This window comes from Branchiibius cervicis (genome assembly GCF_042661605.1).
Taxonomy (GTDB): domain Bacteria; phylum Actinomycetota; class Actinomycetes; order Actinomycetales; family Dermatophilaceae; genus Branchiibius; species Branchiibius cervicis.
Genome location: NZ_JBHSWJ010000002.1, coordinates 3,424,968 through 3,437,529, shown reverse-complemented (window position 1 = coordinate 3,437,529; position 12,562 = coordinate 3,424,968). Strand labels below are relative to the sequence as shown.

Below are 12,562 nucleotides of genomic sequence, written 5' to 3'. Positions count from 1 at the left end.
AGAAATGTGGTCCGTATCACGTCTAGAGTCGGCGCATGTCTCTCTTCTCTCACGAACGCTCCTACCGTGACGCCCGCGTCCTGCTGACCGGTGGCTGCTCCGGCCTCGGGCTGGAACTGACCAAACTGTTCGCTGCCGACGGTGCGCGCGTCCTGGTCGGCGATGTGCACGAGCAGGCTCCGGAGGGCGTCCTGCCCGCCGGCGTCGAGTACCGCACCCTCGATATCCGCAGCGACGAGCAGTGGGAGGAAGCACGCAACTGGATGGAGGCCAACTGGGGCGGCATCGATGTCCTGGTCAACAACGCCGGAATCGCCGCCGGCGGGCGCCTGGACGTCGAAGGCATGGACAACTGGAAGCGGATCGTCGACATCAACCTGCTCGGCGCCGTCCGCGGTATCCGCACGTTCGTCCCCCTGATGAAGGCCCAGCGCTCGGGTCAGATCATCAACACCGCATCGCTTGCGGGGCTGGTCCACGCCCCGGCGATGGCCTCCTACAACGCAGTGAAGGCCGGCATCGTCGCCATCTCCGAGACGGCCCGCTGGGAGCTGGCGCCCTACAGGATCTCGGTATCGGCCATCTGCCCCTCGTTCTTCCGCACCAACCTGCATCACTCCCTCGAAGGCAAAGACGTGCAGATGGAGGAGACCGCGGTCCACCTGATCACCAAGGCGCCGCGCGGTGCGGCACAGGTCGCGGCCACGGCGTACAAGAAGGTCAAACAGGGCAAGTTCATCGTCCTGACCGACCCCGACGGGCAGATCGCGTACTTCGGCAAGCGCTATTCGCCCCTGGTCTACAAGGCGCTGATGCTGCAGGCGGGCCGGCGCGTCGGTTCCGGTAAGACACCGGTGCCTCCGATCATCGACAAACTGCAATCGCTCGGCGCCAAGCACTGATTGCATTCGTGCTGGTCAGCGGCTTTCGTTGCGGCTGGCTCTGGCGGTTACCGATCCGTATCTTCTACAGTGGTAGAAACGTGACTCAGATCACGACCCAGTCCTAACGGTCCCGTTTCAACCCTCTTGATCCCGAGGAGAAGCCCCATGTCACTGGCTACCGAATTCCGGACCTCCATTGACGACGACGACTTCCTGGCGCGACTGCTCAGCTCCAGTGAGCAGCTGTCGTACGACCCCGACAAGGAAATCGACTGGTCGGCTCCGCTCGACCCCACCAAGTACGGCCTCAACCCGGAGTGGAGCACGCTGTACGGGACGCCGTTGTGGGACAAGATGTCCGAGCAACAGCGCATCGACCTGACCCGGCACGAGGTCGGCTCGATCATGCAGATCGGCATCTGGTTCGAGATGATCCTGCAGCAGATGATCGTGCGCGATCAGTACCTCAAGGACCCGTCGGGTCATGAGTTCCGCTTCGCGTTGACCGAGATCGCCGATGAGTGCCGCCACTCGCTGATGTTCGCCAAGACCTGCGAGAAAATGGGGGTCCCGCACTACGTCCCGGACCCGGTCTCCAAGGAGCTGGCCCGCGGGTTCAAGGCCGTGGCCTGGGGTGAGAACGCCTACGGCGCAATCCTGGTCGCCGAGGAGATCCTCGATGTCATGCAACGGGACTGGATGCGCGGCGAGAACGTGCTCGACGAAGTCCGCACCACCAGCAAGATCCACGTGGTGGAGGAAGCCCGGCACATGGGCTTCGCACGGCACGAGATCCGCGAGCGGATGGAAGGCACCTGGGCGCCGCGGCAGTTCATCGCCGCCAAGGCCATTGCCATCGTCGCCTTCGTCATCGTCAAGAACCTCGTGAGTAAGGACGTCTACGAGAACGTGGGACTGGACCGCAAGGAAGCCCTGCACGCGGTGAAGCACAACACCCACCACCAGAACCTCATGCGGCTGTCCTGCATCCACCTGATGGACTTCCTCAACGAGTGCCGGCTGATCACGCCGGTGAGCACGCCGTGGTATCGCGCCGTGCACATGCTCTGACCCGACACGCGAACAGACAAAACTCCATGGCTTTCGTCATCACGCAGTCCTGCTGCGCGGACGCTTCGTGCGTGTCCGTGTGCCCCGTCAACTGCATTCACCCCACTCCGGATGAGCCGGACTTCGGCACGACCGACACGCTCTACGTCGACCCGGCAGTCTGTATCGACTGCGGGGCCTGCGCCGATGCCTGCCCGGTCAAAGCGATCGTGCCGGCCGACATCTTGCGCGGCGACGCCCGTACGTTCATCGACATCAACGCGCAGTTCTACGACACGCCGCGCGACGAAACCGTCTGGACTGCACCATCGTTCACGCATTCGATGGACACCGACGGGGAGCCGCTGCGGGTCGCGATCGTCGGCTCGGGACCCGCCGCGTCCTACACCGCTCGTCACCTGTTGACCACGACCACGTGCGACGTGGCGATGTTCGAGCGGCTGCCGGTCCCGGGCGGTCTGCTGCGTGAAGGTGTCGCCCCCGACCACGGCAGCACCAAAGCCATGGCCAGCGCTTTTCGCTGGGTGTACGCGCACCCCCGCACCTCGACGTACTTCAACGTGGAGGTCGGCAAGGACATCAGCTTGGCCGAGTTGCGCCAGCGGTTCCACGCGGTGATCTACGGCGTGGGCGCCCGCGGCGCGAACACGATCGGCTTCGTCGGCGAGCAGGACCCGGCCGTCGTGCACGCCGGCGATGTCGTCGGCTGGTACAACGGGCGACCCAGCGAACCGGGTGTGGAGCCGTTCATCATGCCCCTGGACCAGGAGCGGGTCGTGATCATCGGCAACGGCAACGTCGCGCTGGACATCGCGCGGACGTTGCTGGCTCCGGTTGAGTCCTTGCAGCACACCGACATGCCCGCCGGAGTTGTCGAGCAGCTGCGGCACAGCAAGGTCCGTGAGGTTGTCGTGCTGGGGCGGCGCGCGCCGAAGTTCGCGGCGTTCACGCGTCCCGAGCTGCTGATGCTGCCCGAGACCGCCGATTGTGACGTCGTGATCGAGGATCGACGAGGCATCCGTGAGGAGATCGCCGAACTCACCGAGTCCCGCCACCAGGTGCTGGCCTCGCTGCCCGTCGTGCCCATCGATCTGACCGCACCGCCGGCGCCCGGCCGACGGATCGTGCTCGGATTCGACACCACCATCGCGCAGGTCGTCCACGGACAGGTCAGTCTGCGCCGCACCCAGGACCCCGCCGCCGGCGACGGGCTGGAGCCACAGGACTTCGCGATCGGTGAAGCCAATGTCGTGTTGGCCAACGGCTTCCGGGTGCTCCCGCAGCCGGGGCTGCCGTACGACGAGGTAACCCATCGCATCCCCCAGCAGGACGGGCGGGTGATCGACCCGAGCTCCGGGAAGCCCATTCCTGGTGTCTACCTGGTCGGTTGGACCAAGCGGGGTGCAGTCGGCGGACTGGGCAAGAACCGGCTCGACTCCGAACACACGGTCAACGCGATTCTCGAGGACGCCAACGCCGGCCGGCTGCACAAACCGACCATGGGCTGGTTGGCGTTCCGCCGGATGGTCAACGCGCGGACGAATGTGGTGAGCGCCCGCAGGGCCCTGCACGTGCTCGACCGTGAGGAGAAGGCGGGCCGCAAGGCGGGTCGGCCCCGGGAGAAGTTCGTCTCGACCGACGAGTTGCTGGCTGCGTCGCGTCTGCTGCCCCGTCGGGACAGTACGCCGATCGGCTGATCAGGTGTTGCTCTGCGGACCAATCTGCGAGCCGGATTGGCCGTTCGGGCCGACCTGACCGTTCTGGTTGGACTGCCCCTGCTGGTTGGACTGCCCGTTCTGGTTGCCGAAGCCGCCGGTGCCACCGCCGGGGAAAGTGCCACCACCAAAGCCCCCGCCGCGTCCGCCGAACTGGTTCTGCGTCGTGCCCTGCGGCACGGCGGCGGCCGCTGCAATGGCGCCGGTGGCGGACAACCCGATGGCCAACGCGGCCACAACAGCTGTCTTCTTGCCCGACCACCTCGAGCCGAGGCCGTCGCCGGCAGGCTCGGCTGGCGTGGTCGGCTGGGGCTGCGGATCGGGCGCGAGGTACTGCGCGGCGTACTGCGGCTGTCCGGGGACGGGCTGCGCGTACTGCGCGGCGTACTGCGGCGCGTTGGGGTCGGGCTGGACGTATTGGGCGGCGTACTGCGGTGCGTTCGGATCCGGGTGGACGTACTGCGCGGCGTACTGCGGCTGTCCGGCAGCCGGCTGGGGCTGGGCGTTCACTTCCTGGTGGTTGCGTTCTTCGGGGGACTGCGACTGGCTCATCGGCGATCCTCTCGCGACTCGGAGACGGGCTCTTGGCGTCAGGTAACCGGGCCCACCTGTGGTGTCGCTGTGGCCGGCGTAGCCCGCGGCAAAGAGCGAAATCCACAGTGCCGCGGCTCACATCGGCGGCCATAACGACCGTCACAGGAATCCCAAAGGCTCAGCCGCCACCGTCGTTGGCATGCAGACCGCAACCCCGACGCTGCGCAGCACCGAGCAGGCTGCCCCGACGCCCTCCCGCTTCTGGACGCGCAGGGCGGCCGCTGACCCGGCCACCCCGCGCACCCCCGGCTGACGCGCCTTATGCGCGGACCTGAAGAAGACCCCCGATGGGCCCGGCCCGCACTGCTGGCGCTGCTCGCCGCCACTGCCGTCTTCTACTTCATCAACCTGACCGCGAGCGGTTGGGCCAACTCGTTCTATTCCGCTGCGGTGCAGGCGGGTTCGGCGAACTGGGAGGCCTTCCTCTTCGGCTCGTCGGACGCCGCGAACTCGATCACGGTGGACAAACCGCCGGCGGCGCTGTGGATCATGGCCCTGTCGGTACGGGTCTTCGGGCTGAGTTCGTTCTCGATCCTGATGCCGCAGGTGCTGATGGGCGTCGCGACGGTCGGCGTTCTCTACGCCACCGTCAAGCGCTACTTCGGTGCCGCGGCCGGCGTGCTGGCCGGCGTCGTGATGGCACTGACCCCCGTGGCGGTGCTGATGTTCCGCTTCAACAACCCCGACGCCCTGCTGGTCCTGCTGATGACCCTGGCGGCCTGGGCCACGATGCGTGCGATCGAGAAGGGCTCGATCACGTGGATGGTCTGGGTCGGGGTGTTCCTCGGCTTCGGCTTCCTGACCAAGACCCTGCAGGTCTTCCTGGTCGTGCCGTTCCTCGGCATCGCCTTCCTGGTCTGCGCGAACACCACACTGCGCCGCCGTATCATCGGCTGCCTCGCCGGGATCGCGGCCATGATCGTCGCCGGCGGTTGGTGGGTCGCGATCGTCGAGCTCACTCCGGCCAGCATGCGGCCCTATGTCGGCGGTAGCCAGGACAACTCGTTCCTGTCGTTGACCTTCGGCTACAACGGATTCGGGCGGCTGTCCGGCAACGAGACCGGCTCGGTCGGTGGCGGTGGCGGCGGTGGCACCGGCGGCGGGATGTGGGGTGAGACCGGCATCTTCCGGATGTTCAGTGATTCCACGGGCGGCCAGATCTCCTGGCTGATCCCCTCGGCGCTGGTGCTGCTCGGCGTCGGGCTGGTGCTGCGCGGCCGCAAACCCCGCACCGACCTACGTCGCGCCGCCTACCTGGTCTTCGGCGGCTGGCTGATCGTGACCGGTCTGACCTTCTCCTTCATGGCCGGCATCTTCCACGACTACTACACCGTGGCGCTGGCGCCCGCGATCGCCGCACTGGTCGGCATGGGCGCGATCGAAGCCTGGGAACGGCGTACGTCGCCCATCGGCTCGATCACGCTGGCAGTGGCCACCGCGGCAGCTGCGGTCTGGTCCTTCATCCTGCTGAGCCGGACCACGGAGTACGGCGACTGGTTGCGGATCGGCGTCCTGGCCGTCGGGATGGCGGCTGCCTTCCTGATCCTCGCGCTGAACTGGCTGCACCGCAGGGCAATTCCCCTCGTCCTCGCCGGCGCGCTGGTCGCCGGATTGGCCGGCCCCGCGGCGTACAGCGTGACAACGGTCAGTGAAGCGCACACCGGCTCGATCGTGACCGCCGGCCCGAGCACGCGTGGCATGGGTGGTGGCGGCCGCGGCGGTATGGGCGGCGGTCAGGCGCCGGGCGGCACCACGGGTCAAGCACCCGGTGGCACCACGGGTCAAGCACCCGGTGGCACGACCAGTCAGGCGCCTGGCGGCACCGGAACCCAGCGCGGCACGGGGGCGGCGGAATGGGCGGCCTGCTCAACTCCACCACTCCGAGCACCGAAGTCGTCGCAGCCCTGCAGGCGAACGCCGACAAGTACACCTGGGTCGCGGCGGCGATCGGAAGCCAGAACGCTGCGGGTCTGCAGTTGGCCACACAGTTGCCGGTGATGGCGATCGGCGGCTTCAACGGCAGTGACCCGAGCCCGACGCTGGCGCAGTTCAAGGCGTACGTCGCCGAAGGCAAGATCCACTACTTCTACGGCTCGTCCACGGGTGCCGGTCAAGGCAGCGGCAGTGCGATCGCGCAGTGGGTCGCGGCCAACTTCAAGCAGGTCACCATCGGTGGCTCCACCTTCTACGACCTGACCCAGCCGACATCCACCTCGTCGTCGGCATCGACCGCAACTACCTGATCAGGAGTGAATGTGATGAAACGGCAATCGAATTCGGTCGGCGGCGGCGTCACCGTTCTGGATGTGGTGATCCCGGTCTACAACGAGCAGGAGCAGATCAGCGACAGCGTGCGGACGGTCCACGCATACCTGAGTGAGCAGTTCGCTTACCCCTTCCGGATCACCGTCGCCGACAACGCCTCGACCGATGGCACGCTTCACATCGCCCATCAGGTGCAGCGGGAGTTGTCCGGGGTGAGCGTGGTGCATCTGGAGCAGAAGGGCCGCGGCCGGGCGCTGAAGCAGACCTGGCTGGGCTCGGATGCGTTGGTGCTGGCGTACATGGATGTGGACCTGTCCACGGACCTGGATGCACTGGCTCCGCTCGTCGCCTCGCTGATGTCCGGGCACTCGGACGTGGCGATCGGCAGCCGGTTGGCACGCGGCGCCAACGTGGTGCGCGGGCTCAAGCGGGATGTCATCTCGCGCAGCTACAACCGGTTGCTGAGGACGGTGCTACGGGTGCGGTTCACCGACGCCCAGTGCGGTTTCAAGGCGATCCGTGCCGATGTCGCCCGCGAGTTGCTGCCGTTGGTGAAGGACACCACCTGGTTCTTCGACACCGAACTGCTGGTGCTGGCGCAGTGGTCGGGACTGCGGACCCACGAAGTGCCGGTGGACTGGTACGACGATCCGGACAGCCGGGTCGACATCCCGCAGACGGTCAAGGACGACCTCGCCGGGGTGTGGCGGTTGCTGCGGACGCGCTCTGCGCTGCGACCGGCGCTCGAGCGCATCCGGGTGACCATGGGCCGCGGGCGGCTGCTGCCCATCCCGGTCGCCGCACCACTGCCGCTCGCGGCACAACCTGCGTGAGGCGCGGTTCGAAATTGTTCAGATCCTGGGTACCGGGGGCAGGGGCAGTTCGTACAGCCACGGCTCGACGATGTGTCCGACCGGGTGACCGGTGAACGTCTGCGCGAACTCCACGAACTCCTGCGTCGTGGCGTTGCTGCCCTTGTGTCGGTCGATCCACCCGGCCAGCAGCGCGAAGAAGGACTCGTCGCCGATGGCAGCCCGGATCGCGTGCACGGTCAGAGCCCCGCGTTTGTAGACCCAGTCGTCGAAGACCTGGTCCGGCCCGGGAGCGGCCAGTAGATGCCGAGGGGTCTTGCCGGACAGCTGCTTCCAGTGCAGCGCCGCCTGGTCCTGGGTCGAGCCGTGTCCGCACTCCTGCGACCACAACCACTCGCTGTAACAGGCGAAACCCTCGTGCAACCAGATGTCCTGCAGCCGGGCCAGCGTCACCGCATTACCGAACCACTGGTGCGCCAACTCGTGCGCGATCAACCGCTGACTGTCCCACCGGCGGTCCAGCAGGTTCGACCCGAAGATCGACAAAGACTGCGCCTCGAGCGGGATCTCCAGCGAATCCTCAGTCACCACAATGCGATACGAGGGGAACGGGTACGGTCCGAAGCACCGGGTGAACAGCTGCATCATGGCCGTCTGATCGGCGAACGCCCGATCGAACCGGGCGCGCAGCGCGGGCGGCACCACGGCGTACGTCCGGGTCGGCCCGCCGGTCACCTCGTGCTCGACGTACCGGCCGATCTGGACGGTCGCCAGGTAGGGCGCCATCGGCTCGGTCTGCACGTAACTCCAGGTGGTCTTCGAGCCGTGCCGGCGCACCGCGGTCCGCGAGCCGTTGGCGACCACGAAGTACGCCGAGTTGCAGGTCACGTTGATCCGGTAGGGCGCCTTGTTGCTGGCCCGGTCGTTGCAGGGGAACCAACTGGGCGCGCCGCCGGGTTGCCCGGCGACCAGGACGCCGTCCTCCAGCTCCTCCCAGCCGGCCTCGCCGACCTTGTCGCGCACGACGCTTGGCACGCCGCGGTAGGCGACGGTGAAGGTGACCCGGTCGTCGATCCTCAGCGGTGAGGAGAGGCGTAGCCGAAGGCGGCTGCCGTCGTGCCGGTGCCGCTCGAGTTTGACGCCGGTGATCTTGACGACCTTCAAGGCGTGCAGATCCAGCGTCAGATCGCGCAGGTTGTCCTGCAGCGCGCGGATGGTGAGAGTGGCGCGGCCGGAGAGATGGTTGTTCTCGATCGAGTAGTCGAGGTCGAGCTGGTAGCCCGTGACGTCGTACGACGTGTCGCCGTGGCCGGGCAGGTATGGGTCAGCCGAGGGCATCAGTCCTCCGCCCACGGGCCGATGGGGTTGCCGACCCATCGAGTTTTGTCCGGGACGGATTCCCCACGCATGACCAATGACACTGGACCGACCGTAGCGTGCCGACCGAGGCGCGCCGCGGGCAGGATCACCCCGTGGGGCCCGAGTGTCGCCCCCTCGGCGAGTTCGACGGCGTCCAGCGACAGCACCCGATCGTGGAAGAGATGGGTCTGTACGACGCATCCCCGGCCCACGCTCGCGCCGACTCCCAGCCGGATCAGATCCGTCTCCGGGAGCCAGTAGGTCTCGCACCACACGCCGCGCCCGATCCGCGAACCCATCGCCCGCAGCCACGCGTTCAATACCGGGGTGCCGGCCACCGAACGGGCCAGCCACGGGGCGGCAAGCATCTCGACGAAGGTGTCGGCCAGCTCGTTGCGCCACACGAACGAACTCCACAGCGGGTGCTCGCCGGCGCGTACCTTGCCGATGAGGAGCCACTTGGCTAGTACCGCGAGTGCGGCCGCGACCAGTCCGCCCACCATGAGAAGCGGGCCCAGCAGGACGAGGGCCCAGGTCCAGCCGAGGTGCTGCTGGAGCGCCCAGGCACCCAGGGCGACCCCCGCGGCCAGCGCGAACGCCAGTAGCCACGGCACGATCCGGCACACCTCGACCAGGGAGCGCGCAACCTTCAGCCGCGTGGCCGGTGCGTAGGTGCGCGAGGCGTCGCCCTCGTCGGCATGCCGCCGCAACTGCATGGGCGGGCTGCCGATCCACGAGGTGCCTGAGGAGGCGTGCTCCTTGCGGCCCGGTGCCGCCGAGAGTACGGCGACCAGCCCCTCCTTGGGCACCTTGCGCCCGGGGGCGGTCATCCCCGAGTTGCCGACGAAGGCCCGTTTGCCCACCCGGGATCGCTCGGTGCGCAACCAGCCGCCGCCGAGTTCGTAGGGGCCGATGAGCGTGTCGTCGGCGAGGAACGCGCGCTCGCGGACGGTCACCAGCTTGGGAATCAGCAGGACCGTGGACGCCTCGACCTCATCGCCGATCTTCGCGCCGAGCGCTCGTAACCACATCGGGGTGAGCGCGCTGGAGTAGATCGGGAAGAGCCAGCCGCGCGCTTCGTCCATGGTTCGCAGGGTGCCCCACGCGGCCAGCGCCGGCCAGGAATGCACCGGGTGATGGCCGGGGGCGACGCCGATGCCGAGAAAGCGCACCAGCAGCCAGATCAGCAGGGCAAGGACGACGATGCCAGTCAGGCCGCCGGCGATGAGGGCCGGGATGGCCATGGCGGCCAGCGGACGATGACCGACGACGGCCACGGCCACGGCGAGGCCTGCGATGGTGGCCACGACGGGAAGGAGGCTGATCACGATGGCCAGGACGCCGTACGCGACCGACCACAGCGGTCGGTGCGGCGGGTGCTCGTCGGACCAGGAGCCGCGGGCTTTTCCGACCCGGCGGGCGGGTGCGCCGCTCCACGCTTGATCGGCCGGTACGGTCCCGAAAACGCCTGACCCTGGGGCGATCTCGCTGCGCCGGCCGATATCGCAGCCAGGGACCAACATCGAGCGGGTCCCGATCCGGGCGTCACGGCGTACGGTCACCTGACCGATGTGGATGCGGTCGCCGTCCATCCAGTGACCCGAAAGGTCGACCTCCGGCTCGATGGAGGCGCCGCGGCCGACGTGCAGCATGCCGGTGACCGGCGGGATGGAGTGCAGGTCGGCGTCGCGACCGACCCGGGCGCCCAATGCCCTTGCGTACCAGAGCATCCATGGCGCGCCGGACAGTTTGGTGGCACCGGTCTCGTCGGCGATCCGCTCGGCGAGCCAGAGCCGCAGGTGCACTTTGCCGCCGCGTGGGTAGTTGCCCGGTTTCAGCCCGAGCAGCACGACCCGGATCAGTCCGACCGCGACGGCCATCCGGCCGATCGGGGTCAGGAAGAGTGCCCACATCACCAGGACGAGCCAGCCGGAGGGTTCGGGTACGTCGAGCGGCACGTGACCGGCGACCAGCCAGCAGCCCAGGAGCAGCCAGGCGGCCCAGCGCAGTCCGGCGAGCCACCGCGTGCCGAAGAGCGCCAGTTGCTGCGCGATCTGCGATTTCAGCGGTGTGGGGCGCACCGGCTTGCTGCGCAGTTGTGCGCTCGCGGACATCGAGTCCAGTCGGTTGGCAAGGGATTCGACGGTGGGGTAGTCGTAGACGTCCGCGACGGTGATCTCCGGGTAGGTCTCCCGCAGCCGGGACACGATCTGCGCTGCCGACAGGGAGCCGCCGCCCAGGTCGAAGAAGTCGTCGTGGGGCGAACCGACGACGGCACCGAGGACTTCCAGCCACTGATCGGCGACCTGCTGTTGCGACGGGGTGAGTTCGGCGGTGCCGTCGGATTCTGCGCGCAGCGTCGCTACCGGCCAGGGCAGGGCGTCCCGGTCGATCTTGCCGGAGGTGCGGGTGGGCAGGGTGTCGACCTCGGCCAGGCGCGGCACCATGGTGGCCGGCAGTTCTGCACGCAACCGGGCCATGGCCGCGGACAGGTCGAAATCGCCTGCGACGGTGATGTAGCCGACCAGGATCTTGGCTCCGGCTTCGGTCTGTCGCACGGCGGCTGCACCAGCGGCGACACCCGGGAGCGCCGTCAGTGCGGCGTCGACCTCGCCCAACTCGATGCGTCGGCCGCCCAGTTTGATCTGGTCGTCGGCGCGCCCGGCGAACAGCAGCCCGGCTTCGTCCTTGATCACGACGTCACCGGAGCGGTAGGCGCGGTCCCAGCCAAGAGTCGGCATCGCGGCGTACTTCTCGGCGTCCTTGGCCGGGTCGAGGTAACGGGCCAGGCCGACACCGCCGATGATCAACTCGCCGGACTCTCCGTCGGCGACCGGAAGGCCCTGTGCATCAACGACTTCCAGGTCCCAGCCGTCCAGCGGGAGGCCGATGCGGACCGGTCCTTCGGCGGTCAGTTGCGCCGCACACGCGACGACGGTCGCCTCGGTGGGGCCGTAGGTGTTCCAGATCTCGCGCGTCGCGGTCGCGTAGCGGGCGCCGAGCTCGGGCGGACACGCCTCGCCACCCAGGATCAGGAGACGCACCTTGTCCAGCGCGTGTGCCGGCCACAGGGCCAGCAGCGTCGGCACCGTGGAGACGATCGTGATGTCGTTGGCGACCAACCAGGGGCCCAGGTCCATCCCGCTACGCACCAAGGACCGGGGCGCTGGGACCAGGCACGCGCCGTACCGCCAGGCCAGCCACATCTCCTCGCAGCTGGCGTCGAATGCAACGGACAGGCCGGCCATCACTCGGTCGTCGGTGCCTATCGGGTGGCCCTGTAGGAAGAGCCGGGACTCGGCGTCGACGAAGGCGGCGGCATTGCGGTGAGAGACCGCGACGCCTTTGGGAAGGCCGGTCGAGCCGGAGGTGAAGATGATCCAGGCGTCGTCCTCGACCGCAGGGGCAAGGGCTTCGTCACGGGGCTCGGCGGGTCGTAGGACGGTCAGAGCGAGGTCCTCGGTCAGGGTGGCGGCGACCCCGGCCTCCCCGAAGACGGTGACGGCGCGCTCATCGGGATCGTCGGCGTCCACCGGGACGTACGCCGCGCCGGCCAGTAGCGTGCCGATGATGGCGATGTAGAGATCGGTGGTGCCGGAGCTGATCCGGACGCCGACGCGGTCACCGGGGCCGATACCGGCCTGGGCGAGTTGTTCGGCCAGCGCGGAGGCGGTTTCCAGGAGTTCGGCGTAGGTCAGGACGGTGTTGCCGCTGTCGATCGCGGGGTAGTCCGGGCATTCGGCCGCCGTCTCGGTGAAGATGTCGACCAGCGTGCGCGGCAGCGGGGCCAGATCCCCCGGCGAAGGGTCACGCGATCCTCCTGGTGTCGTTCGGCGGCAGCGACTCCAGTCTTTCACCGCAA

General features: G+C 68.0%; 9 protein-coding genes. 6 read left to right on the top strand and 3 right to left on the bottom strand.

Annotation, left to right across the window (positions count from 1 at the left end; genetic code table 11):
* Positions 1 to 35: 35 nt before the first annotated feature.
* The 3 genes from ACFQBT_RS17780 (at position 36) to ACFQBT_RS17770 (ending at position 3,652) form a co-directional block, all read left to right on the top strand.
* The gene (locus ACFQBT_RS17780; protein WP_377824774.1) at positions 36 to 902 is read left to right on the top strand and encodes an SDR family NAD(P)-dependent oxidoreductase; all 867 of its coding nucleotides are present in this window, start codon (positions 36 to 38) and stop codon (positions 900 to 902) included.
* Between the two features lie 147 nt (positions 903 to 1,049).
* Positions 1,050 to 1,955 carry an AurF N-oxygenase family protein gene (locus ACFQBT_RS17775; RefSeq protein WP_377824772.1) on the top strand — a complete coding sequence of 302 codons (906 nt, stop codon included), beginning with the start codon at positions 1,050 to 1,052 and terminating at the stop codon, positions 1,953 to 1,955.
* Between the two features lie 26 nt (positions 1,956 to 1,981).
* Positions 1,982 to 3,652, top strand: coding sequence for a 4Fe-4S binding protein (locus ACFQBT_RS17770; RefSeq protein WP_377824770.1), 1,671 nt, complete (start codon positions 1,982 to 1,984; stop codon positions 3,650 to 3,652).
* Here the strand turns inward: ACFQBT_RS17770 and ACFQBT_RS17765 are convergent, their stop codons facing one another.
* Positions 3,653 to 4,222 carry a hypothetical protein gene (locus ACFQBT_RS17765; protein WP_377824768.1) on the bottom strand — a complete coding sequence of 190 codons (570 nt, stop codon included), beginning with the start codon at positions 4,220 to 4,222 and terminating at the stop codon, positions 3,653 to 3,655.
* 303 nt (positions 4,223 to 4,525) lie between these two features.
* Between ACFQBT_RS17765 and ACFQBT_RS17760 the strand changes: the two genes are divergently transcribed.
* From ACFQBT_RS17760 to ACFQBT_RS17750, 3 genes are read left to right on the top strand one after another with little or no spacing between them, the layout of a single operon-like run.
* Positions 4,526 to 6,262 carry a glycosyltransferase family 39 protein gene (locus ACFQBT_RS17760; protein ID WP_377824766.1) on the top strand — a complete coding sequence of 579 codons (1,737 nt, stop codon included), beginning with the start codon at positions 4,526 to 4,528 and terminating at the stop codon, positions 6,260 to 6,262.
* Positions 6,169 to 6,507, top strand: a complete 339-nt coding sequence (locus ACFQBT_RS17755) for a mannosyltransferase YkcB-related protein (protein WP_465252299.1) — start codon at positions 6,169 to 6,171, stop codon at positions 6,505 to 6,507. The genes ACFQBT_RS17760 and ACFQBT_RS17755 overlap by 94 nt, the downstream gene beginning before the upstream one ends.
* 15 nt (positions 6,508 to 6,522) lie before the next feature.
* A complete protein-coding gene (locus ACFQBT_RS17750) occupies positions 6,523 to 7,362 on the top strand; it encodes a dolichyl-phosphate beta-glucosyltransferase (RefSeq protein WP_377824762.1) in 840 nt (279 codons plus the stop codon).
* Positions 7,363 to 7,380: 18 nt separating this feature from the next.
* Here ACFQBT_RS17750 and ACFQBT_RS17745 read toward each other — a convergent pair whose 3' ends face one another.
* Complete coding sequence (locus ACFQBT_RS17745; RefSeq protein ID WP_377824760.1) at positions 7,381 to 8,679, bottom strand: M1 family metallopeptidase; 1,299 nt, start codon at positions 8,677 to 8,679, stop codon at positions 7,381 to 7,383.
* Positions 8,679 to 12,557, bottom strand: a complete 3,879-nt coding sequence (locus ACFQBT_RS17740) for a Pls/PosA family non-ribosomal peptide synthetase (protein WP_377824758.1) — start codon at positions 12,555 to 12,557, stop codon at positions 8,679 to 8,681. Before ACFQBT_RS17740 ends, ACFQBT_RS17745 begins: the two co-directional genes overlap by 1 nt.
* Between the last annotated feature and the right edge of the window lie 5 nt (positions 12,558 to 12,562).

What these genes read in the sequence shown, in the direction of transcription:
- ACFQBT_RS17780 (WP_377824774.1), top strand. Translation starts at nt 36, where the DNA reads ATGTCTCTCTTCTCTCACGAACGCTCCTACCGTGACGCCCGCGTCCTG.
- ACFQBT_RS17775 (WP_377824772.1), top strand. Translation starts at nt 1,050, where the DNA reads ATGTCACTGGCTACCGAATTCCGGACCTCCATTGACGACGACGACTTC.
- ACFQBT_RS17770 (WP_377824770.1), top strand. Translation starts at nt 1,982, where the DNA reads ATGGCTTTCGTCATCACGCAGTCCTGCTGCGCGGACGCTTCGTGCGTG.
- ACFQBT_RS17765 (WP_377824768.1), bottom strand. Translation starts at nt 4,222, where the DNA reads ATGAGCCAGTCGCAGTCCCCCGAAGAACGCAACCACCAGGAAGTGAAC.
- ACFQBT_RS17760 (WP_377824766.1), top strand. Translation starts at nt 4,526, where the DNA reads ATGCGCGGACCTGAAGAAGACCCCCGATGGGCCCGGCCCGCACTGCTG.
- ACFQBT_RS17750 (WP_377824762.1), top strand. Translation starts at nt 6,523, where the DNA reads ATGAAACGGCAATCGAATTCGGTCGGCGGCGGCGTCACCGTTCTGGAT.
- ACFQBT_RS17745 (WP_377824760.1), bottom strand. Translation starts at nt 8,679, where the DNA reads ATGCCCTCGGCTGACCCATACCTGCCCGGCCACGGCGACACGTCGTAC.